This window comes from Marinomonas sp. BSi20584, from assembly GCF_002792415.1.
GTDB lineage: Bacteria > Pseudomonadota > Gammaproteobacteria > Pseudomonadales > Marinomonadaceae > Marinomonas > Marinomonas polaris.
Genome location: NZ_KZ454873.1, coordinates 1 through 23,141 on the forward strand (window position 1 = coordinate 1; position 23,141 = coordinate 23,141).

The 23,141-nt window shown below is 43.4% G+C and carries 15 protein-coding genes and 8 tRNA genes; 6 read left to right on the plus strand and 17 right to left on the minus strand.

Translation table 11 applies throughout. The features are described from left to right. Positions 1 to 94: 94 nt before the first annotated feature. From TY87_RS06000 to TY87_RS06040, 9 genes are all read right to left on the minus strand, one after another. Positions 95 to 170, minus strand: a tRNA-Lys gene (locus TY87_RS06000). 27 nt (positions 171 to 197) lie between these two features. Then, a tRNA-Pro gene (locus TY87_RS06005) sits at positions 198 to 274 on the minus strand. Between the two features lies 1 nt (position 275). After that, a tRNA-Asn gene (locus TY87_RS06010) sits at positions 276 to 351 on the minus strand. 40 nt (positions 352 to 391) lie between these two features. Next, positions 392 to 467 (minus strand) — tRNA-Lys (locus tag TY87_RS06015). Positions 468 to 480: 13 nt separating this feature from the next. Next, positions 481 to 556: transfer RNA gene (locus TY87_RS06020), tRNA-His, on the minus strand. Between the two features lie 28 nt (positions 557 to 584). Then, positions 585 to 661, minus strand: a tRNA-Pro gene (locus tag TY87_RS06025). A gap of 1 nt (position 662) precedes the next feature. Continuing rightward, positions 663 to 738: transfer RNA gene (locus TY87_RS06030), tRNA-Asn, on the minus strand. A 41-nt stretch (positions 739 to 779) separates the two neighbouring features. Continuing rightward, a tRNA-Ser gene (locus tag TY87_RS06035) sits at positions 780 to 870 on the minus strand. Positions 871 to 932: 62 nt separating this feature from the next. Beyond that, the gene (locus TY87_RS06040; RefSeq protein WP_072840058.1) at positions 933 to 1,997 is read right to left on the minus strand and encodes a polysaccharide deacetylase family protein; all 1,065 of its coding nucleotides are present in this window, start codon (positions 1,995 to 1,997) and stop codon (positions 933 to 935) included. A gap of 199 nt (positions 1,998 to 2,196) precedes the next feature. On the opposite strand from TY87_RS06040, the gene TY87_RS06045 reads away from it, so the two are divergent. The 4 genes from TY87_RS06045 (at position 2,197) to glsB (ending at position 6,405) form a co-directional block, all read left to right on the plus strand. Beyond that, the gene (locus TY87_RS06045) at positions 2,197 to 3,405 is read left to right on the plus strand and encodes a glycine C-acetyltransferase (protein ID WP_100186386.1); all 1,209 of its coding nucleotides are present in this window, start codon (positions 2,197 to 2,199) and stop codon (positions 3,403 to 3,405) included. 3 nt (positions 3,406 to 3,408) lie between these two features. Then, complete coding sequence (gene tdh / locus TY87_RS06050; RefSeq protein WP_100186387.1) at positions 3,409 to 4,434, plus strand: L-threonine 3-dehydrogenase; 1,026 nt, start codon at positions 3,409 to 3,411, stop codon at positions 4,432 to 4,434. 73 nt (positions 4,435 to 4,507) lie between these two features. Further along, the gene (gene nudC / locus TY87_RS06055; protein ID WP_100186388.1) at positions 4,508 to 5,326 is read left to right on the plus strand and encodes an NAD(+) diphosphatase; all 819 of its coding nucleotides are present in this window, start codon (positions 4,508 to 4,510) and stop codon (positions 5,324 to 5,326) included. 167 nt (positions 5,327 to 5,493) lie between these two features. Further along, positions 5,494 to 6,405, plus strand: a complete 912-nt coding sequence (glsB, locus tag TY87_RS06060) for a glutaminase B (RefSeq protein WP_100186389.1) — start codon at positions 5,494 to 5,496, stop codon at positions 6,403 to 6,405. Positions 6,406 to 6,517: 112 nt separating this feature from the next. On the opposite strand, the gene ppnN is transcribed toward glsB, so the two are convergent. From ppnN to TY87_RS06075, 3 genes are all read right to left on the minus strand, one after another. Then, positions 6,518 to 7,891: a nucleotide 5'-monophosphate nucleosidase PpnN gene (gene ppnN, locus TY87_RS06065; RefSeq protein WP_072840063.1), complete on the minus strand. Its 1,374-nt coding sequence runs from the start codon at positions 7,889 to 7,891 to the stop codon at positions 6,518 to 6,520. A 167-nt stretch (positions 7,892 to 8,058) separates the two neighbouring features. Then, on the minus strand, positions 8,059 to 9,198 hold the full coding sequence (gene zapE / locus TY87_RS06070; protein ID WP_100186390.1) for a cell division protein ZapE: 1,140 nt from the start codon (positions 9,196 to 9,198) through the stop codon (positions 8,059 to 8,061). A gap of 80 nt (positions 9,199 to 9,278) precedes the next feature. Further along, a complete protein-coding gene (locus tag TY87_RS06075) occupies positions 9,279 to 10,184 on the minus strand; it encodes a LysR family transcriptional regulator (protein WP_100186391.1) in 906 nt (301 codons plus the stop codon). A gap of 125 nt (positions 10,185 to 10,309) precedes the next feature. Here TY87_RS06075 and TY87_RS06080 point away from each other — a divergent pair, with 125 nt between their 5' ends. After that, complete coding sequence (locus TY87_RS06080) at positions 10,310 to 11,932, plus strand: NADH-quinone oxidoreductase subunit L (RefSeq protein ID WP_100186392.1); 1,623 nt, start codon at positions 10,310 to 10,312, stop codon at positions 11,930 to 11,932. Positions 11,933 to 11,941: 9 nt separating this feature from the next. Continuing rightward, positions 11,942 to 14,380, plus strand: a complete 2,439-nt coding sequence (locus TY87_RS06085; RefSeq protein WP_100186393.1) for a DUF2309 domain-containing protein — start codon at positions 11,942 to 11,944, stop codon at positions 14,378 to 14,380. 35 nt (positions 14,381 to 14,415) lie between these two features. On the opposite strand, the gene TY87_RS06090 is transcribed toward TY87_RS06085, so the two are convergent. The 5 genes from TY87_RS06090 to TY87_RS06110 form a co-directional block, all read right to left on the minus strand. Beyond that, entirely contained in the window at positions 14,416 to 15,636 is a 1,221-nt protein-coding gene (locus TY87_RS06090) for an MFS transporter (RefSeq protein ID WP_100186394.1), read from the minus strand. A 186-nt stretch (positions 15,637 to 15,822) separates the two neighbouring features. Further along, a complete protein-coding gene (locus TY87_RS06095; RefSeq protein WP_100186395.1) occupies positions 15,823 to 18,645 on the minus strand; it encodes a M16 family metallopeptidase in 2,823 nt (940 codons plus the stop codon). A 99-nt stretch (positions 18,646 to 18,744) separates the two neighbouring features. Continuing rightward, positions 18,745 to 21,501 (minus strand): TonB-dependent receptor, encoded by a 2,757-nt coding sequence (locus tag TY87_RS06100; RefSeq protein WP_157789874.1) that lies wholly within the window; start codon positions 21,499 to 21,501, stop codon positions 18,745 to 18,747. 111 nt (positions 21,502 to 21,612) lie between these two features. After that, positions 21,613 to 22,599 carry a FecR domain-containing protein gene (locus TY87_RS06105; protein ID WP_100186397.1) on the minus strand — a complete coding sequence of 329 codons (987 nt, stop codon included), beginning with the start codon at positions 22,597 to 22,599 and terminating at the stop codon, positions 21,613 to 21,615. A 5-nt stretch (positions 22,600 to 22,604) separates the two neighbouring features. Continuing rightward, positions 22,605 to 23,123, minus strand: a complete 519-nt coding sequence (locus TY87_RS06110; RefSeq protein ID WP_012071476.1) for a sigma-70 family RNA polymerase sigma factor — start codon at positions 23,121 to 23,123, stop codon at positions 22,605 to 22,607. Between the last annotated feature and the right edge of the window lie 18 nt (positions 23,124 to 23,141).

The following is a 23,141-nucleotide window of genomic DNA, read 5'->3' on the forward strand; positions in this document are numbered from 1 at the left end:
GATAGACGATAGACGATAGACGATAGACGATTTTGAAGCTATCTAGAGAAATATCAAGAAATAAATACGAGAGATAGGATAATTATGAGAAGAATGGTGGGTCGTACTGGATTCGAACCAGTGACCAATTGATTAAAAGTCAACTGCTCTACCAACTGAGCTAACGACCCGCTCATAACTTTTTACTTTAAAACTGATGGTCGGAGTAGAGGGATTCGAACCCCCGACATCCTGCTCCCAAAGCAGGCGCGCTACCAGACTGCGCTATACTCCGATGGCTCCTCGAACTGGACTCGAACCAGTGACCCAATGATTAACAGTCATTTGCTCTACCAACTGAGCTATCGAGGAATTAATCAGATTCATACAGAATAAGGTATTTTGAGATAGTTGGTGGGTCGTACTGGATTCGAACCAGTGACCAATTGATTAAAAGTCAACTGCTCTACCAACTGAGCTAACGACCCAACTATCAAGTAATGGGGTGGACGATGGGGCTTGAACCCACGACCGCCGGAATCACAATCCGGAGCTCTACCAACTGAGCTACGCCCACCATTACTAATGGTGATGATAAAATATAATGGTCGGAGTAGAGGGATTCGAACCCCCGACATCCTGCTCCCAAAGCAGGCGCGCTACCAGACTGCGCTATACTCCGATGGCTCCTCGAACTGGACTCGAACCAGTGACCCAATGATTAACAGTCATTTGCTCTACCAACTGAGCTATCGAGGAATTAATATTTTATCTTGCTTACAACAACCATCTTCAGAAGATGGCGGAGGAGGAGAGATTCGAACTCTCGGTAGGCTATTAACCTACGCCAGTTTTCAAGACTGGTGCATTAAACCGCTCTGCCACCCCTCCGTTGCGAGCGAGGTGTATAATACTGATTTGAAATTTCAGTGCAACCTCTTTTTTAAAAAAGTTTAACTTTTTTCACTCACATAGCCCTGATCAGGGGAAGAACGGATCCAAACATTAGAATACCAGTAATAATGTTTGCCCGAATTGTCTGGCATAGTGCAGTTAATACGGCCACGGCCAACACTGAATGGTTTCTCTGCAGTCGCCGTCACTTCTGTATCAGACACCCAATCCAGCTTAGCTTTGCCTTGGCCTGCAACGTAACAGGTTAAGTCTTTCAAACGGTACTTACCTTCTTTAAAGGTCAAACTAATAGAAACAGGCTGATCTGTTGCATAGTCACCGCCAGTCTTTTCGGACAACAAAGGCATTGGCTTAGCATTTAGCTTCGTCTTTAACGTAGATAACTTGGCATAAGCTCCTGAAGCGGGGAAACGAGGCAAATTTTCGAAGTCCGAATCCGCACTCACTACACCAGACTGCTGCCCAAATGCCATTATGCCCCGCTCTTTCATCATGGTTCGAATTTGGCTATTAGATTCGCCATAAGGATAAGCCAACATTTTTGGTGAATGCCCAAGGTTTTTCTCTAGTAAACCTTCAACCGTATCTACTTCGTTTGTCATACGAGACAACCAAGCCTCATCAGACTCACCCTTTTCTTTACGCAACATATAAGGATGACTAATGGTGTGATTAGCAAACACGCCACCAGACTGTTCCATTTCTTTCATTTGCTCCCAAGTTAAGAAGCTACGACTTTTACGTTCAACAGGTTCTGTATTAATAAACACTGTAAAAGGAAAGTTTCTTTCTTTAAGGATTGGAAAGCCTGCTTGGTAAATACTGCGGTAAGCATCATCAAACGAAATCGCGACCGCTTTTTCAGGTAATGGTTTATTGGCTTTTAAATCATCCAACGCAGAACGCAAATCCACAACCTGAAAGCCTGCGCTCTTTAGGTAATCCATTTGCTCGGTAAACTGTTCAGGGGTAACAGAAGTCGATTTAGGTGAACTAGCACTTACATGATGGTATTGCAGAACGGGTAGATAATCCTGAGCTTGAGCCGCAATACTGGCGCTCAACGCCCCCAGTAAAATGCTGTAATGAACCTTTGACAACATGTCATTTCCTCTTTGCTTAATATTTACCCACATTCTACGGACGAACGGACAGCAAGACCAGCCTGATCAAAAAGCAAAACTGTTATGCCCGTTTTACTATGTCACTGCATCTACTCATATTGAAGCCGCCCTCCTACACTCAAGTGACATCAAGGAGTTCGCAGCAAAAGGAATACCTATCTCCACAAGAGGAAGAGTCATGAGTAAATCCGTTTTTTACCAAAATCTTGAGAATCAACTCCAAACACTTAAACAAAAAGGTCTCTATAAAGTAGAGCGCCCGCTTATCACGCCACAAGCCAGCCAAATTACCACCGCTGATAAAACGCCCTTAATCAATCTTTGCGCGAACAACTACCTTGGACTAGCAAATGATAGCCAAGTCACAAAAGCCGCTCATCAAGCACTAGACGAATACGGTTACGGCATGGCTTCCGTACGTTTTATTTGCGGCACACAAAGCATTCATACTCAACTAGAAAAAAGCCTTAGTGACTTCCTGCAAATGGAAGACACTATTTTGTATTCTTCTTGCTTTGATGCTAACGGCGGCTTATTTGAAACCCTATTAAACGAAGAAGATGCTGTCATCAGCGACGCACTCAATCACGCCAGTATCATTGACGGCATTCGTTTGTGTAAGGCAAAGCGCTATCGCTACGCCAACAATGACATGCGAGAGCTAGAAGCTAATCTAAAACAAGCAGATGAAGACGGTGCGAAAACCAAGCTTATTGTGACCGATGGTGTCTTCTCCATGGACGGCATCATTGCTGACCTTAAATCTATCTGCGACCTTGCTGACAAGTACGACGCTTTAGTCATGGTAGATGATTCCCATGCGGTAGGCTTTTTAGGCGAAAACGGCCGCGGCAGTCACGAATATTGTGATGTACTGGGTCGCATCGACATTATCACTGGCACATTGGGTAAAGCCCTTGGTGGCGCGTCTGGCGGCTACACCAGCGCCTCTAAAAGCATTGTCGATTGGTTGCGTCAGCGCTCTCGACCTTATTTGTTTTCTAACTCATTGGCACCAGTCATTACCGCCACCAGCTTGCAAATTATCGAGTCCCTCAAACATGGCGATTCAGCCCGCAAGCAACTAAAAGCCAACAGCCAATACTTCCGTACCCAAATGAATGCTTTAGGTTTTAACCTAGTACCTGGTGATCACCCAATCATTCCTGTTATTTTAGGTGACGCAAAACTCGCACAAGAGATGGCAAATGAGTTATATAAAGAAGGGATATTTGTGACAGGATTTGCCTATCCAGTCGTACCAATGGGGAAAGCCAGAATTCGCACACAGATGTCAGCGTCACTAACAACGGAACAGCTTAATCTCGCCATAGCCGCCTTTGCAAAGGTAGGCCGTGAGATGGGTGTCATTAAAGGAAGGAAATAAATAATGAAAACGCTTGCGAAACTTCACGCCGAAAAAGGCATTTGGATGACAGATGTTCCACATCCAGATTGTGGTCACAATGATGTCGTTATCAAAATAAGTAAAACCGCGATATGCGGGACAGACATGCATATTTATCAGTGGGACGATTGGGCACAAAACACCATTCCAGTGCCGATGACAGTTGGTCATGAGTTTGTTGGAGTGATCACAGAAATCGGCCCAGAAGTCTCTGGTTTCAAAATTGGTGATCGCGTTTCTGGTGAAGGCCACATTACTTGCGGCCATTGCCGTAACTGTCGTGCGGGTCGTCGTCATCTATGCCGAAAAACCCTCGGTGTTGGCGTAAACCGCACCGGCGCGTTTGCCGAGTATTTAGTGATTCCTGCTAGCAACGCGTTCAAAATCCCCGACAATATTAGTGACGATATGGCCGCGATATTTGATCCATTTGGTAACGCGACCCACACCGCTCTGTCATTCGATTTAATCGGCGAAGACGTTTTAATCACAGGCGCTGGGCCAATTGGTGCAATGGCTGCAGCCATTGCTAAGCACGTAGGCGCACGTAATGTGGTGATTACTGATGTGAACGACTTCCGCCTAGATCTAGCAAAAAAGATGGGCGCAACCCGCACGGTCAACGTTAGTCGTGAGTCGTTAAAAGACGTCATGACAGAAATAGGCATGAATGAAGGATTCGACGTGGGTTTGGAAATGTCTGGCAATGACACGGCCTTCCGCTCCATGTTGGAATGCATGAACCACGGTGGAAAAATTGCCATGTTAGGTATTCCTAGCAAAGGCACACTCATCGATTGGAACCAAGTTATCTTTAAAGGTCTTATCATCAAAGGCATTTATGGCCGAGAAATGTATGAAACTTGGTACAAGATGGTTGCTATGTTGCAGTCTGGCTTAGACATTAGCCCAATCATTACCCATCGTTTTAAAGTCGATGAATTTCAGCAAGGCTTCGACACCATGGGCTCAGGTCTATCAGGAAAAGTCATTTTGGATTGGAATTAAATCCTCTTAGGTTATTGCGTCTAGAAGATGATCGCGTTAGCGTAATTCCTTTAGACGCAAACCGAGCAATCACATGTTAGAAATAGGCATTCAAACACACCCGCTTCCCCATCAAGATGCGCTCTACATCTTGTTACATAGAAACCAAGTATTAATAGAATCCGAAAATCAATTTCTTACGCCTTTTACGCACTTCCAGCCTAACTCTAAAATGAGTGCTGTGTATTGTGGCCAATGGCATGGCCAAGATATCTTCGTGTGTCGTTTTGAATCTATTCCCAAAGGCTTTACTGAAATTGGTCTAAGAGAGTTACTCTTCCTACAAGATCAACACAATTACATTTTGTTAAGTCGAGCACACCAGCTATCTACATGGGACCGTGACCATCAATTTTGTGGCCGCTGCGGCACCGCCATGAGAGAAAAGCACGCCACCGAACACACAAAGATCTGTCCGTCGTGCAATCTGCGTCACTACCCTCGAATCTCCCCCTGCATCATTGTATCGATCCGTAAGGACGATCAAGTACTGCTTGCTCGAGGCCCACAGGCGCCCAAAGACAGATTTAGTAATATCGCTGGTTTTGTCGAAGCTGGCGAGACATTGGAACAAGCGGTAGCAAGAGAAATTAGAGAAGAAGTTGGCATAGAAGTCACCAACATTCGCTACGTAAGTAGCCAGCCATGGTCTTTTCCACATCAATTAATGACAGGTTTTTTTGCTGATTATGCCAGCGGTGAAATTACGCCAGCACCTGGCGAAATAGAAGAAGCTAACTGGTATCAAATCGATAATTTACCGAATATGCCAAACAACGCAACCATCTCAGGACAATTGATTAACTTGCATGTAGACCATATAAAAAAAACAAGAGAAGTAAAAACGCTATAGTAACGACTCTCTTACTTTCAAACACGCCAGCAATCAAATGGCGTGTTTGAAAGCAGCCATATTCACCAAATCCCCCTTTATCCCTAGAAATTTTTAGGTAAATACCTATACTAGCCCCCCATCAAGCTCAACCATTCACTTCCCATTAAAATAACACTGAGAACCTCGTGGAAGATTTACTGCATTCAATAGAACAAAAAGTAAAACCATTAATCGGTTTAGGTAAAGTCGCAGACTACATACCCGCGTTGGCCAATGTCGATCCTAATCAATTTGGTATTGCCATCTACAGCAACAACGGCGAGCTTTATCATGCAGGCCAAGCCTATACAGACTTCTCTATCCAGAGTATTTCTAAAGTCTTTAGCTTAACCCTTGCCATCAAACACTATGGCGAAGATATGTGGAAACGCGTTGGACGAGAGCCTTCAGGCAATCCGTTTAATTCATTAGTGCAGCTAGAATACGAAGCCGGTGTACCCCGTAATCCCTTTATCAATGCTGGCGCTCTAGTAATCAGCGACATGAATCAGTCCCGTTTTGCCTCACCGCATTACGCCATGCGAGAGTTCATTCGTCGCTTAGCCGATAACCCGCTATTGAACTCAGACAAAATCGTTGCCAGCTCCGAATACGAGTTTCGTGCGCGCAATGCTTCCATGGCGTATTTGATGAAAGCCTTTGGCAATTTTGAAAACGACGTAGAAGATGTGTTGCATAGTTACTTCGATAACTGTGCCATGCGCATGAACTGTGTGGATTCAGCTAAGGCCTTTAGTTTCCTTGCCAACAAGGGCTACTCACAGCTTAGTGGTGAACAAGTACTTAGTGCGCGAGAAACTACTCAGGTAAACGGTCTACTCGCCACCAGCGGCCTATACGACGAAGCAGGTAACTTTGCTTATCGAGTAGGACTGCCAGGAAAAAGTGGTGTTGGTGGCGGTATTCTTGCCATCGTCCCTAATCGTTTTTCAGTGTGTGTTTGGTCACCCGAACTGAACAAATCGGGCAATTCACTAGCGGGCATGGCAGCGCTTGAAGCACTATCGGAAAGCATCGGCTGGTCAGTGTTTGGTTAAGCTCAAAACCAGAGCAAGAACGCTCACAGCTAAAACAGAAAAGGGCTTCACGAGAAGCCCTTTTTTACATTAGAAGTCTACAGATGGCGTCACGAGCACAGTAGCCATCCTATTAGTCTGTGATGACTTTATAACACGGCACATACGCACTGCCCGGCAACTTCATACGTTGCTGACGAACAAAAGCTTGTAACAAGGCATCCAGTTTCGCTAACAAAGCTTTATCTCCATGAATCTCGAATGGCCCAAACTCTTTGATATACGCCACGCCTTGCGCTTTCACATTACCGGCAACAATAGATGAAAACGCTCGACGTAAATCCGCGGCAAGCAAATGCGTTTCTTGATTAAAATGTAGATTCAGCTCACGAACTTTTTCATGGGTTGGTTCAAACGGATACTGAAACTCTTCTGGAATATGCAGTTTCCAATTGTAGTAAAACGCATCTTGATGGGCTTTACGGTATTGGCGAACTTCTTCCATACCTTGCTTCATGGCGCGAGCCACTTCCACTTCATCTTCAATAATAATGCGGTATTTGTTCTGCGCTTCCGCACCTAGTACATCACCAATGAAGGCATGAATTTGCTCAAAATAATCCGCACTTTCTTTTGGTCCAGTAAACACCAAAGGAAATGGTACATCGGCATTTTTCGGATGTAACAAGATACCCAAAATATACAAAATTTCCTCTGCGGTCCCGGCCCCACCAGGGAAGACCACAATGCCATGCCCAGCACGTACAAAGGCTTCAAGACGCTTCTCTATGTCTGGCATAATCACTAGCTGATTCACGATTGGATTCGGTGATTCAGCGGCTATAATGCCCGGCTCCGTTAAACCTAGATAAATACCATTTTTGATACGTTGTTTTGCGTGAGCAATGGCAGCGCCTTTCATCGGCCCTTTCATTGCCCCTGGTCCACAACCGGTACAAATATTCAGTTCACGTAAACCTAATTCATGGCCGACACGCTTGGTGTAATCGTACTCGTGACGCGCAATAGAATGGCCGCCCCAACACACAATCATATCTGGATTTTGAATACGTCGAAAAACATTAGCGTTACGTAATAATTCAAACACCACATTGGTTAATTTATCTGAACTCGCGTTTTCTAAACCGCGAGCAAGAATGTATTCGTGCTGAGTAAAAATAATATCTCGCAATACGCTAAACAACATTTCGCGTACGCTGCTAATCATCTTGCCGTCGACAAAAGCACTGCCCGGTGCATTTTTCAGCTGCAGTTTCACGCCTCGTTCTTGTTGTACGATGCGGATTTCAAAATCTTTAAACTCTTCCATGGCTGCTTGCGGATCATCAGAATCACTACCGCAGTTCAAAATAGCCAAAGCACAACGATGAAATAGTTCATGAAGTGGACCTGTTTCTTCTGACAAACGAGAAATCTCATCTTGAGACAACATTTCTAACGAACCTTTCGGTGCGACTAACGCATCAACGCGATCTTCATACTGCATGATCGCCCTCCTTATTGTCATTTTATTAATGTCTTTTAAATTCATTGCTTTTAAATATAGTGGTCGCGCATTCTGGTTTTATCAAGCTTTTACGAAAAACTTAGCAAAAATAGTCAGAATGAAATCAACCATTTAACCCGTCTATTTGGTCAATAAAGCTTGCCATACTACTTATTCATCAGACTTATTCGTAATGCTTGATAGTAATGAGATTTCATTTCAATTAAACGACTGTATGTACGACGAAACTCAAACAACAACGAACCGTTTAAATACAAGTTATCCAAAGGTACGTCAGCGTTCAGTAACAAAACCACCTGATGGTCATAGCACTCATCCACCAAACTAATAAAACGACGCACAGCATCATCATTAACACCTAATGAAACCGCGCGTTCACCCGTTTGCCCTGAGCCAATAGCGCCGTCTTCTGTGCCTCGCGCTTTGATGTGTTCATAAGGTTCGCTGCTTAGTTCTGGAATACCTGTCAGCATTATCAACGGATAAGTTTGCGCTAGCTCAATGTAATCCAGAGACGATCTAGGACCATCACACAAAGCATAAAAGTCAAACCAAGCAATGTTATCCGCCGATTCAATCACCGCAATAGCTCGACGACAGATTTGCAGCGGCTGTCGGTTGATTTTTCCCTTTGCCAGCTGCTTAAACAAGAGCGACATATCTTGCTCGTGTTTGACAAAATAAATCGGCGTAAATCCTGTATGACGTAATCGATGATCCTCTTCACCGCCAAGATGAATGCTATTTAAATGCGCTTGTAACAAGGCAATAGCTGGCGCGAAGCGTTCTTTTTGCAACTGGTTTTGAAACAAGTTTTCCACCGCAATATTCGATGTTGCCACCAGCACCACACCTTCTTCAAACAAGGCTTCAACCAACCCCCGCAGTAACATAGCATCACCAATGTCAGAGACAAAAAACTCGTCAAAACATAGCACTTGGCATTCTGACGCCAAGCGTTTGGCAATGCCTTTTAAAGGATTTTTCTGACCGCAGGCAAGATTCAACTCTCGGTGTAAACGCGCCATAAAATGATGAAAATGCAGCCTTAACGCCATTCCATCAGGCAAACAGTCATAAAACAAATCCATCAGAAACGTCTTGCCACGACCCACATCGCCCCAAAGATAAACGCCTTTGATTGGCTCTAACACGTCGCTATTTGATAAGTTCGACAGTAACGATTGATAAACACGTTCTAACTCATTTAGCGCAGGCTGCTGACGCTCATCAAACGTCACTTCGTTCTGCTCTAGACGAGTTTGATAGACTTGCAAAGGAGTCATGTACTATTTCCTTGTTTAGTATTGCCTTCTTACTATTGCCTTTTTAATTATGGGGCTTTCAGACTGCGCCTTCAAAACACTTAAATTGAGTGGTCCACAGAATACTGATGAATCGCAATTTTGATCAAATCCAATACAGGTTGCGAAGTAAATTTACGTGGCATAGTAATGGCGTAAAAGTTTTCGAATGCTTGAGGAATGCTTTCATAATCCTGTAGCACTTTCGATTGAATCTCGTCTTTTACCACCACCGGCGGCAATACGGACAAATAACCACTGTCCCTTGCTAACAATCGCAACATCGCCATGTCATCCACTTCGGCCTTGATATCTGGCTGATATTGATGCGTGGCGCAAAAGGATTCAAATGATGAACGAATATCGGTATTGCGTCCCGGCACTACCCATTTTTTATCTTCATAGCCCTGTGGAAAAGGCATCTCTGGCTTTTCGCCATAAGGCCCAACAATCGCCACAGCTTGTCTAGCGACTAGCTGGTTTCGCCATGTCGTGTCATGACTTTCGCTTAAAATGGCACGATTGGTCAGCGCCAAATCCAACTCGTGGTTAACGAGACCACTGAGCAAATCCGTCATGCCTCTCGAAGCAAGTGAAAAATCCACGTTCTCGCTTTTTAACAAAGGCGCAATAAAGCTCTCAATAAAGTTTCTCGACAAATTGCTCTGCACGCCGATGGTAATATGCTGAACCTGCGTAGCACTGTCTTTCTGGATAAACTTTTCTAGCTCTTCGCCGGTATTAAAAATATCTTGCGCATAAGCCAACACCCGACGCCCAACATCGGTCAGTACCAGCTTACGCCCTTGACGAATAAACAATGCCACATCAAGACTCTGTTCAAGCTGCTTGATCTGCGCCGACAGAGCGGACTGAGAGATGTGCAAGGTTTCTGCCGCTTCCGTCAGACTCGGGCTCTTGGCAACCCGCCAAAAATAATACAAATGATGATAATTCAACCGACTCATTGCCTATCATCCTTTAAATACATAACTAAAAGTGAACATTACATAACAATATATGTATTTTTATTAACAAAATAAAGACTTCATAATCGCCTCAATTTATTAAATCCAATAAACGTAGGTTATGTATGTCCTTAGTCGTGTTAAGTTTCTTACCGATTTTCATTCCCTTTACGCTGTTTTTTGGCGGCTGGTATCTCGGCCGTGAGAAAACCCAATACGTGGCACAAAAAGCGTCTCGATTAAGCTTTGTCTTGCTGATTATCTTTCTCGCCACCTTTCCGGTCAGTTACTTTTTCACTGATGCTTGGCAATCTTCTACTTTGATTCGTCACACAGCACTCAATCAGATCATGCTTGGATTGGTGACTATCATGGGTTGGGTGCTGATCAGCTTCTCGCGAAACTACATGGCAGGACAGGTTAATCTGAATCGTTACTATCGTTGGTTAATGTTTACCTTGGCGTCCGTAGCCATAACAGTGACCACCAACCATTTGGTGATTTTCTGGCTCGGCTGGTTAGGCATTAGTTTGTCACTCAACAACTTATTAACCTTCTACGCGGATCGTCCACGAGCCATTCTCGCCGCCCACAAGAAGTTCATGCTGGCACGCATTGCCGAGCTGTCTTTGTTTGCCGCTTTTGCCTTGCTTTACCAGCAATACGACAGTTTATACATCAACACTATTATCGATACCGCTGTTGCCCAATCTAGCGCCGGATTGGCATTACACTGGCAAGAGCAAGTCACAGCCTGCTTGATCGCACTGGCTGCGTTAATCAAATGTGCCCAGCTTCCTTTCCATGGTTGGTTAATTCAGGTGGTTGAGTCGCCAACACCAGTCAGCGCCTTGTTGCATGCAGGTGTTATCAACTTAGGTGGTTATCTACTGCTTTTGTTCACACCGTTAGTTGCCCAAAGTTCCGTGGCAATCTGGCTATTGTTAATTGTGGCTGGCTTATCGACGCTCGCCAGCGCCTTGATCATGACAACTCGAATCAGCGTCAAAGTTCGCCTTGCTTGGTCTACTTGCGCGCAAATGGGCTTAATGTTGTTGGAATTTGCCTTAGGGTTGTACGAATTAGTCTTGCTGCACTTGCTCGCCCATTCTTTTTACAAAGCCTACTCTTTTCTCAACTCCGGCAACGCGGTGAATGACGCCATTCGATTACGTCTTTCTAGTGCCGCAAAAACCAATACTCAGTCTTCACTGACGAACAAAGCCGTCGTGCCAAATGCACAAACCTGGCTGCTTTCTCTTGGTTTAAGTACCGCGATTGTGGTGATTGTGCGAACTTTATTTGGCTTCGATAGCGCGTTTAGTGCTTGGTGGTTATTCGCTCTCGCACTCACTATTCTTATCGTGCAATGGCGCACGTGCGAGCACTCACCTTCGGTTGTTTACACCTTCATGATGGGCGTGTTTTTGTGTGTGATTTATGCTGCATTAAAATACGCCATGCATTACGCATTACCGACCTATTCAACTCACACGATTCAGGCTTTTTCCCTAGCCGATATCTGGGCGATGGTTTTATTTAGCCTGCTCTTCATCTTAAGTGCGCTGCTGCATTATCAAGTACGCTGGCGCGCAGTTCGTCGCTTATCTATTGCCCTGTTTGCAGGGCTTTATCTGGATGAATGGCTCACACGTCTGGTGCTTAAATTCTGGCCAGTCACCTTACCCGCCAGAGCCAAAGAACAACATCACGCATTAAGCAAAAATAAACCGTCGCTAAAACCTTAGGAGAATCGCATGACTATCAAGGCTACAAATACATTAAGCATGCAACAAAAGGACCTATTGCTCGATGCGACTCGTACTATTGCTCCCCATTGGCCATTGGATAAACTGATCGCGGTCAATCCACTTTGGTCATTGGTTGATAAACCCTTTGATGACATTTCTGATGAGTTGTCCGCCTTGGCTGGCATCAAAACCTATATGTCTAATGAGACGTATCGCGCTTGGTTTGATGAAGGGAAAATTTCACACCATTGCCTAACCAAAGCTTCTGAACACTATGACCTCAATGAGCAAGACGCCTTACTTGAGCATTTGTCTCAAGCCAATAATTTGCCAGATTCTTGGCGTAATATTGCAGACCTTGCCGATCAACATAGACCCGCTAATAAGATGTCTTGGCACGATGAAATCACCCATCAAGTCAGCCAGTTTTGCGCCGCGCATTACCAGCAGCAAAGCCCAACCTTAAGACAGCAAAACATTAACAACGAGCTCGATCTATACAGCCATTGGTTAGAAGTCACCAATGAAGACAAAGGTCTAAGCATTATCATGGGCGAATCAAAACTCACTGACTTCTTCCATAACTTACCCACTGACAAAGAAGCCTTATTTGCTCTGGCCATCGAAGAATTGGCCTTGGATGATCAAGCGCTACATTTCTACGCACAAGCATTATTGCTCGATATTAATGGCTGGAGCAGTTATCTGGCTTACTTAAATTGGTCCAAAGGCGATAGCAATGAAAACCTTGCGCAAGAAAACCATGTGGAGTCTTTGCTCGCCATAAAAATGGCATGGGAATTGGTTGTTTGGCGTTACTTAAAACACACATCCCAAGCATTACATAGCGCAATAGCTAAAAAATGGTCAGAACAAAAAAATGCCATCCCAGCGCTGATTCAAACACATCAAGACGCTTTATTAACATCCAAAACTTGGGCCTTGGCACTGCAATACAGTGAGCAAAAAAGCTTACATCAAACTCTAATCTCTACACCGCCTTCATCTTCTTTAGCAGGCTCAGCAAGACCTGAACTGCAAGCTATATTTTGCATCGACGTTCGTTCAGAAGTATTTAGACGTGCGCTGGAAAAACAATCCGACAAGATTCAAACACTGGGTTTTGCGGGCTTTTTTGGTTTGCCTATCGAATACAAAGCAAAAGACAGCCACTATGTTCGCCCGCAACTTCCCGGCTTATTACAAGCGTCCATAACCGTCACCGAATTGACGAGCGATAAAAATCACGTTCACCACCAGCAAAAAGAAGCCCGTTGGCATCGTTGGGGACACGCCGCGCCAGCATCCTTTTCCATGGTGGAATCCATGGGTTGGTGGTACGCCTTTAAAATGTTCAAGCAAACACTTTTCTCCCAGAGACAAGAACACCCAGCCAATCGTTTAGCGCCAAATACCGACTGGCAATTGACTCAGCATGGCCTTGCACTGACAGATCAAGATAAAGCCAATTTAGCAAAAGGCATTTTAGATACCATCAAGCTAACCACCTATGCGCCTATCATCATGTTAGTCGGTCACGGTAGCCATACCAGCAACAACCTTCATGCTGCCGGATTAGAATGTGGCGCTTGTGGCGGACAAAGTGGCGAGGTCAACGTCAAGGTTTTGGCATCACTATTAAATGACCACAAGGTGCGCGCCTTACTCAACGACATGGGGATGGAGATTCCTAGCGACACGCAATTTGTCCCTGCGATGCATAACACCACCACAGATCAATTAACTTGCTTTGATCAAATAAAAGATGCCAAAAGCATCGATAGCAAAATAATGGATTGGTTTGAAAAAGCCCAGTTTCTCGCTCAACAAGAACGTGCAACAAAGTTAGATACGGCCTTGCTGAATGCTTCGGACAAACAACGCTCAAAAGCTTTTAGCAAACGTGCCAACGACTGGTCACAAGTTAACCCAGAATGGGGACTTGCTAACAATCATTCTTTTATCATCGCTCCACGCCAGAAGACCCGCCACCTCGATCTTGAAGGACGCAGTTTTCTACACGATTATAATCAACACAATGACTCAGGCTTTAGCATTCTAGAACGTATTCTTACCGCGCCAATGCTGGTGACTCACTGGATCAACATGCAATACAACTTATCGGTGACTGATAACTTCAAATTCGGCTGTGGTAATAAAGTGCTGCACAACGCCGTTGGCGGAAACATTGGCGTATTTGAAGGCAACGGCGGGGACTTGCGCATCGGGCTTTCCATGCAGTCTTTAAACGATGGTCAGAAATGGATGCACACACCGGTTAAACTCGCGGTTTACGTTGCTGCACCAAAAACGGCTATCGAGAAAATCGCCGCAAAGCACAATATTGTTAGACAACTGATCGATAACGGCTGGCTGTATTTGTTTCAATGGGAAGGCGACAAGGTTCAGCGCTTCTACCAACAACAATGGCAAGCACAAGAATAGAAGCTAAGGCTCTTAGTTTCTATTCTTTATATCACTCAAGCCACAGCGGCACGAAGACGTGCCACTGGGCGCTCGTCGATTAAGATATGAATCAATGCCGTAATCAGGGCGATAATACAAGCTGCCCACCAGACAACATCGTAAGAACCAGTTTTATCGTAGAGATAACCGCCTAACCAAACGCCGCTGAACGAGCCAAGTTGATGACCTAAAAAGACGATGCCGTACAGCAAGCCCATGTAACGTAAGCCAAACATTTGTGCCACCAGACCCGAGGTTGGCGGTACCGTCGCCAGCCAAAGCAAGCCTGTCACAATGGAAAAAACATACACAGACATGCTTGTCATTGGCAGCGTCATAAACAAGGCAATCGACAAGGCTCGAAGTGCATAGATAATAGTGAGCAATTTTTTCTTCGAATATTTCCCAGCCCAACTGCCAGATAATAAACAACCAAAAATATTAAACAAACCAATAAGAGCCAAACTCGCTACCGCTACATCGGGCGAAAAACCTTGGTCAGATAAAAACGCTGGCATATGCACAGTGATAAAAGCCAATTGAAAACCACAAACAAAAAAGCCAACCACCAACAACCAATAATGGGAATAAGCACTTGCTTCACGCAAGGCTTCTTTCATGGTTTGCGTCACTTCTATTGTGGTTGCATTCGCATTCATACCGTCTTTTTCTTGGCGAAATGGGCTCGATAATAACACCATCATCAAGGCACACACCGCCATCAACAATAAGGCGTTGCTCCAACCATAGGAAGCAATAAAATCTTGAGCAATAGGGATTACCAATAACTGCCCAGCAGAACCTGCCGCACTGCCCAAACCCAAAGCAAAGGAGCGTTTTTCAGGAGAGACCATGCGCGCCATCGCTGGCAATACCACACCAAATCCCGTTGCTGCGATGCCCATTCCCATTAATACGCCAGCGCCCATATTGAGTCCTAGCACACCATCGGCACCAGCGGTCACATATAAACCTAATGCATATAACGCAGCCCCAATAAATAAGGTTTTCAAAGTGCCATAACGATCGGCAAAGGCACCAGCAATCGGCTGAAACAAGCCCCAACATAGGTTTTGTAATGCCAAGGCAAAAGCAAACACTTCGCGCCCATAACCAAACTCTTGGGAGATCGGTGCCATAAAAAAGCCCATTGATGAGCGCAAACCAAAGTTCAACGCCAACAGGAGACAGATAAGACCAATAGACACACTGAGTAATTTCACGGGACGCGACATGAATGCTTTCCTAACTAAGACAGCTAACTAAGACAGATCACAATGATAGATTGATTTCATAGTATTCATGACTTACTCATAAGTCGAGCAACAAGCCACCTTTTAACTAACCTTTAATGTTAAAAAAATGCCCAGCAATCTCATTACTGGGCATTTTAAAGTGTTGTTAGATTAGTTATTGAATGATTAATCTATAGGGCGATAAAACCCTGTCACTCTATTGGTAAAGGTTAATGTATCGACCAAGGCTTTTAGCTTCGCCACCGTTAAACCGGACTTCAATTGATCCATTTCATCAAGATAGCGGGCATCACCATAAAGTGTTTCGCTTAACTCAAGACGATGTAACAAGGTGGAATCAAAGGCTTTCTCCAAGCGGTTCTGCTCAACATCTGCGAAGGCATCCTGTATTTCCTTTGCCCATTCTTCTGTCACTATGTCTGGCAAATCAGATAGCACGTTTTTGGTCATCTCTGCCAAATCGTCTAATCGTGCTGGAGAGCTGGAATACTGAATACTTAACTCAGCACGCTTGGTATCTTTGTTCAGATCCAAGCCTACTCTTACACTGTAAACGCCTTGAACCTCACTACGCAGCCGCTGTTTTAACTCTGCCTCTAAACGCTCACCCAAATAGGTCAACTGAAGCGCGGCAACAGGCGACCAAGGCAAAGATTGATAGGCATACAAACGATATTCGGCTTTCGGTTCCGTATTCAATGACACATCAACAATCGCTTCACCGGCTTGCTGCACAACAGCCTTTGTGTTATCTGTGAAAGCAAGCGGATCACGAGGAATATTGGCCAAATACAAAGCCGACAAGCGAGTCACATCTACTTCAGGCAAACGAGACACCATAAAATAATGCACTGGCAAGGCAACTTGTTGTTGTCGTGTTTTTTCTATCTTATCTAACGACAACGGCGCTAAATGCGACAAACTCAACGTCGTGTCACTTTTCCCAAAGCGCGCTTGTGCTAAACGTCGTGAAAACACTTCAATCGGACGTACAACATCAATACTGGCGCTTCTTTTTAAGCTTGCCATTATGCTGTCGTAAACATCGATATCGATTTTGGGGGTAACTTGGTTCACATGGTAAACGTTCAGTAACTTATCTAAATTATCACTATCAATTGACCCTCGATACGCAAGGCTTTGCGCCTTCTGTTTAGAGGTTAAAAACACACTATTTTCTTTACGCCATTGTTGAAACTCTTCATCAGTCCAACCATAAACACCGGTGGCATCAGACATTTGCACGGCAATTTGCTCTGCCCAAGTAGAGCCTTGCTTTACGCTATAACCTGCGTCAGAAATCGCGGTGAAGTAAGTTTTATTGTCTATTTCGGATTGATCAATTTGATAACGCTCAGCCAAAACACTCGGGTCTAGCACTGTCAGTTTATCGCCATTTGATAAAGACCAATTTGAAACACCCAACTCTACGTCTCTCGATATAAGTGCCACCGAGCCACTTTTCGTTACAACAGGTAATGCTTTCACCGCTACTATTTTTTCTTTCTCTAAGGCACCAAGCTGACGAGATTGCATCTCATCAAACAGTGCTTCAACAGATTCCACCGTACCTATATCTACATGCTTCCCGCCCACGGCTTGTGTATAAAGAATACGATCTGGCGAAGACAGCCATTGCCTTAAGCGAGTATTTACATCTTCTAGTGAGATAGTAGTTATTAGACGTAAAATACGATCATTACTTTCTTGGGGGTCATGAAGTATTTTGTCAGAAGTCACCGCCTCGACCATTTTCACTGACCAAATGGTGCCTCGGCTCTTTGCCGCGTTTTTATTGCGTTTAGCAACATCAACAACCTTTTGATAGATTTGATCAAAATCTTGCTGAAAAAATCCCTGCGTCTCTATTCGTTCAATCTCTTGAATTAAGGTTTCCAACCCTAGAGCGTGATATCCGTCGTCCACATTGACTGAAAAACCTAATATCGCCACATTTGGAGAGACCGTTCCTTTTGTACTCGATAATACCCGTACATGCTCAGGTAATACCTCTCTCTGACGATAAACCTGCTGAGTTAAAAGATTGCGAGCCATGTAATCAATCAAGCCGTCACGACGTGCTTCGTCAGTGCTACCTGCTTCACTTTCAAATCGGTATAAAAAAACCACTCGGTTCACTTTATTACCAGAATCATTAAGCTGACCAATTTTTAGATTCTCATCCAGTACAGGGTCTTTTGGGTGACGCTTTGGAAGCTCTCGCTTACGTTCAGAACCAAAGACACGCTTAATTTGTGCTTCTAATACAGCGGTATCCATAGGTCCAAAAACCACCAACGCCATGTTATTTGGCGCATACCAATGTTGATAAAAAGACTGAAGCTGTGTTGCTGGGGTGTGTTGAATGGTTGCCTGAGTACCAAGCACTGGACGTTCTGGATACAAAGAGCCAACTCTCAGTAAGGCTTTTTTCTCGTCATTAACGCGGGAACGATGGCTCAACTTGCCACGCCATTCCTCTTGAATAATTAAACGCTCTTTATCCAAAGACGAGGCTTTGATTTCGGCATGAAAAGCAATTTGCTGATAAATATCCAACACATTGTTCAATCGATCTGGCGTGGTGTTTTTCAAATTCACCATATAGCGGGTATTTTCGCTGTTGGTCATGGCATTAAAATCACGACCTTGCTTAAACCCCATATCAGTAAAGGCTTTTCGCACGCCATTCGGCAACCCCTTACTTTCGTGGAATACCATGTGTTCCACCATGTGCGCCACGCCTAACTGATTTTCTTCCTCATCAATGGCACCAGAAAGTACGACTAAATTCGCTAATGTCAGCCCTTTTGGCGCGTCTTTTTCTTGTTTTGAATCGAATAAATAATAGCGGAAGCCATTATCCAAAGTCCCCTGCACAACACGCTTATCCCAAGGTAAACCCTTATCATTGGCATATACTGGAGTGACAAAAACAAACAAACAGGTTAATCCCATAACACACAGGATTTTTTGTAAAAAAAGCATAAAACAGCTCACAAAAAAATCATTCAAAAACAGCCATAAACAAATGCTCGACAGAGCATTTGTTTACAAGAAAAGAAAGGAGATAAAAGGAACATCAGCTTAAAACCGCATGCCGACTTCTACACTGGTCGAGCGCCCTAATGTATAAGAATAACTTCCTGAATTAGTAGATTTATCAATGTAATCGTCAAAAACGTTATTTATAGAAAGTTTTAGATAACCTTCAATCTCTTTAAAAATAACTGGCTTCCATTCAAAAGACGTATCTAAAGTAATTAAACTATTAAACTCTAGATCATCATAAATATCATAATTACCGGATAGGTTAGTATAATTATCTCCTGTATCCTGAGCTATTTTACCGCCAGATTCGACATTAATTCGATTAGCCCAAACTAGATTCCAATCTGGAATAGCCGTTGAGGTAGAGAATTCTATGCTAAACGGAATATTAAAGTCAGACTTAGGTAATTGTGAGTTATAAATAACATTACCTTTATAATAAATCTGTTTAGAGTTAATTTCATCCTCATAAGATACGTCTGACAACGTATTTGTTTTACTTTCTTGATAACTAATAGAAAATTTACCATCAGTCTTTGTTCCACCGAACTCAAAAGGTTTTCGAGTTTCTATCTTTAAAGAAATAGTATCGGTAGAACTACGACCAAAATTTGAATAGTAATTCAATCCTGATGCAGTCTTAGAACGAGTTACCATGTCACGAGTTTCACGGTTCACATACTTTACAGTAACATCAACATTACCTACTTGCTGAATCACACCCAATACCAGCTCATCAGAGTAAGGCGTATCAAGATCATAATCATAAAAGGAATTATCTGAATAAGAGGTAAAACGGTTAAGTGTACCATTGGTATTATATCGATATGTCGTACGCCAAGAACGCAACTGGCTATTAACCTCATATTGAAAAAAATCTCGTCCGTAATAACGATTTGCCCCAGTGATTAAACGGGTTTCATTGTCACTAAACACATCCCATTGCACATTAAATCGTGGCGAGAAATTTAAATTCCCTAAAGTTGATTCATAATCCGCACGTAATCCTAAGTAATAAGTCCAATCTCCATTTTCAATAGTATCAGATAAGTAAACACCTTCTGAGTGAGATGATTTTTCCAGTTTATTTGCATCGATAATATTAAGAATACGAAGATATTCATCATTATAGTCAATAACACCATCACTATTTGTATCACCGCAGCGACTGATTACACACTGATAGTTTTCACTGACAATTTTGTCTTTTACTTGATAAAACTGTTTTTTTCGATTCAACTCAGCACCAACTCTAAAGGTGTGTTTGAAAGAGCCAACATCAGATGCTTTGTGTAGCCAGTCGAATTTAAGAGTCGTCGTATTCTGTTGCTGATTTATGTTTCCATAACCACCAGTATAAGGCCATCGTCCATTATAATAATCGGCATAATGGTATATGTACTCTGAATCATCAGAAGACAAAGTGTCTCTTGCCTCATCGTAAGAAAATGTCGTTTTTAATATTCCAGAATCTGCGTTATATATAACCTCGGAGCTAATACCTGATGCTTTATGTGATTTTATAAATGCAGAGTCATATGAGGCATTAGTAACTCCATCATGGTAACGATTTGCATAAAGGATAGACACACCAATATCTAAATTTTGATTAGCTTTATAGTCAAATCTAGCCATTAAGTTATCAATAGTATCATCGTAAGAAATGCCTTGTTTTCCATAAACCGTATTACCAATATTTTTCACATAACTTTGATCAAAATTAGAGTTCGCACGTGAAGCAGTAAATGTCATACCAAGCTTGTCTGTAATTCCTTGCGCACCGGTTAATGTATACCTCTGCTTTAAATACTCCGGTGTATACTCTCCTTCTAATGAATCACCATCAGCCATATCACCCGCTAAAGATTCATCAGCGTGCATTTCATCCCACTCATCCTTAGATATCCCATATTTTACTGACAAATAATCTTCGCCATCATATCGCTTTAATTTGGCTGAAATAACACCGCCTAGAAAGCCACCAAATTCGACTGGAATATTAGAGTCATAAACAGTAACTGACTCCACAGCATCAGGATCAATATAATAGCTTTGAGATGAACTGCCGGACAGCATGCTCAAATTACTCGGATTAATCGGATTGGAATAAGTATCTTCGGAGTTTCCAGGATTTAAATCATTATTAGCAGACATCCCATCGATAACAAACGAGTTTTGATAATGTGACTGACCATGAATAGACACCTCATCAGGGCGCATGCTTGCGCTACTTGCTGAAGTGCTCGAAGAACGACTATAACGGACCGCACCATTTCCTCTTAGTAAATCAGTAAGATTTCCAGTCTCTCCAGCCATACTTTCAATTTCACTTGCGTTTAGTGTGCTCGCACCTAAAGTGGTTACAACTTTATCTTCACGAACCAACAAGGGTGACATGGTGATGCCATTCTCACCTTCAGAAACAGACTCAGTATCAATAAGAACGATACTTCTACCTTCCCCTGCTTCATATGACAAACCTGTACCGATTAACAATAAATCCAGGGCTTGTCCGGCAGAGTATTCACCTACAAAACCCTGCGTATTTTTACTTTTAAGAAGCTCACTGTTGCCACCTAAATACATACCTGATACGGCAGCAAATGCATTAATCGCCTTAGATAAAGGCCCTGCAGGAATGTTGTAATAATGTGTCTCTGATGCTGCAGCTTCTGCATAAGTTACTGAGCTAAACATCATACCAACGCCACCAGCAAGTAACGTATTGACGAAAAGCAATGACAAAGCGGTACGAGCATTCTTTCGTCGCTTAAGTGAACAAGCAAGGGCCATATAAACTCCGTAATAATAATATTTCTTATTACTATTACCGAACGTAAACGAAGAAAGGGACATGAAAAAAATGTTTTTTAAAAATACTTTGAAAATAAATTCCACTGAACACTAAGCTGCGGAAATACCCACCCACCAAGGCAATGGATGCTTTATACGAATAGGAAAAGATTTAGATAACATAGAAAGCACAAGATCCATATCGTGAGTAGGAAAAGTCCCCACAACACGCAAGTCCGCTAAACTAGGATCAAGATTGAAATGGACATAATGATAACGACCTATTTCTGCCATAAAATTTGCTAGCGGCATATCTTCAACAATTAATAACCCATTACGCCAAGACTCATAAAGCAAAGAAGCTGGCCGAGTATCAGATATAGACTGAGCGTTAAAAACGACTTCTTGGCCAACATACAGCGTCTTAGACAACTGAGAATCCAAAAGCGCAAGGGAAACTGCCCCTTCATAAACCGCTAGAACAGTTTGTTTATCCGATAGCTGGCGTACACAAAAACGAGTTTTGTCTACACCAGAGCGTATAACGCCATGAGCACAGGAAACAGAAAAAGCGCGGCTGTCTGAAGAAGCTTTAGTTTGTACCAAGATTTCTCCTGTCACGAGGGACAAACCTGGATAATCACGGCCATAGGATCGATTCATTGCACTATTGGTATTCAGCCAGATCTTAGTACCATCCTCTAGATCGTAGGCCGACACCTGTCCAACTTGAGTATGAAAATCAGCCATCCAAGCTGACGCTATTCTTGGCAATGGTGTTTCGTTCCAGCCAATCCAGCCTAATGCAGCAACACCACTCACTCCCAGCACGCCTTTCATCAACTGACGACGATTCATTAAACTAGTGTTGTCTAAAACATAACTTGCCGATTGTTGGGATTTATCATCTTGAAAAGAGGAAAACATAGTGCCAACTGACTCAACTTGCTGCCATGCTTTACGATGCGCTTCATCTTCGTTTAACCACTGCTGCCAAGCAAGTTGACTGGCTTCAGAAACAGGCTTATCAGCCAGCACAGCAAACCATTCGGCAGCGGCTTCTAAATGAACATAATTTGCAGGTTGGGAAGATGCCATAAAATCTAAAGAGACCGATCGGATTTAAACAAAAGACATTGCAACATCGCCTGTGCCATATAGCGCTTCACCATGCGCTCTGATACGGACAAACGTTCGGCAATTTCTCGGTAGGTCAAACCATGGAGTTGAGACAAGATAAGCGTATTTGCCACTTTTTTAGGTAACTTAGCGATCATCGCGTCTAGTTCGCAAAGCAATTCAATCATAGAGGCTGAATGTTCTGCTGAAGGCACAAACTCTTCGTCGCAATGGGCTAAAGACTCCAACCAAGCCTGCTCGACCTGCTTACGCCGCCAGTGATCAATATACAAGCCTTTGGCAATGGTGCTCAAAAAAGCTCTGGCTTCGCCCATATTAGAAAAGTATTTCGGTCTTTTAAGCAATCGCACAAAAGTATCTTGTGCAATATCTGCTGCCAATTCATGACAGCCAAGGCGGCTACGAATCCATCCAGTGAGCCATGAGCTATGCTCAGCATAAAGCTCACCAACCTGTTGAGATTTTTGACGCTCAGGATTCATTGAACCGTTCAACCTCAT

Bases quoted from the DNA above. Each gene is read 5' to 3' on its own strand.
- TY87_RS06040 (WP_072840058.1), bottom strand. From the start codon at position 1,997: ATGTTGTCAAAGGTTCATTACAGCATTTTACTGGGGGCGTTGAGCGCC.
- TY87_RS06045 (WP_100186386.1), top strand. From the start codon at position 2,197: ATGAGTAAATCCGTTTTTTACCAAAATCTTGAGAATCAACTCCAAACA.
- tdh (WP_100186387.1), top strand. From the start codon at position 3,409: ATGAAAACGCTTGCGAAACTTCACGCCGAAAAAGGCATTTGGATGACA.
- nudC (WP_100186388.1), top strand. From the start codon at position 4,508: ATGTTAGAAATAGGCATTCAAACACACCCGCTTCCCCATCAAGATGCG.
- ppnN (WP_072840063.1), bottom strand. From the start codon at position 7,891: ATGCAGTATGAAGATCGCGTTGATGCGTTAGTCGCACCGAAAGGTTCG.
- zapE (WP_100186390.1), bottom strand. From the start codon at position 9,198: ATGACTCCTTTGCAAGTCTATCAAACTCGTCTAGAGCAGAACGAAGTG.
- TY87_RS06075 (WP_100186391.1), bottom strand. From the start codon at position 10,184: ATGAGTCGGTTGAATTATCATCATTTGTATTATTTTTGGCGGGTTGCC.
- TY87_RS06080 (WP_100186392.1), top strand. From the start codon at position 10,310: ATGTCCTTAGTCGTGTTAAGTTTCTTACCGATTTTCATTCCCTTTACG.
- TY87_RS06085 (WP_100186393.1), top strand. From the start codon at position 11,942: ATGACTATCAAGGCTACAAATACATTAAGCATGCAACAAAAGGACCTA.
- TY87_RS06090 (WP_100186394.1), bottom strand. From the start codon at position 15,636: ATGTCGCGTCCCGTGAAATTACTCAGTGTGTCTATTGGTCTTATCTGT.
- TY87_RS06095 (WP_100186395.1), bottom strand. From the start codon at position 18,645: ATGCTTTTTTTACAAAAAATCCTGTGTGTTATGGGATTAACCTGTTTG.
- TY87_RS06100 (WP_157789874.1), bottom strand. From the start codon at position 21,501: ATGGCCCTTGCTTGTTCACTTAAGCGACGAAAGAATGCTCGTACCGCT.
- TY87_RS06105 (WP_100186397.1), bottom strand. From the start codon at position 22,599: ATGGCATCTTCCCAACCTGCAAATTATGTTCATTTAGAAGCCGCTGCC.
- TY87_RS06110 (WP_012071476.1), bottom strand. From the start codon at position 23,123: ATGAATCCTGAGCGTCAAAAATCTCAACAGGTTGGTGAGCTTTATGCT.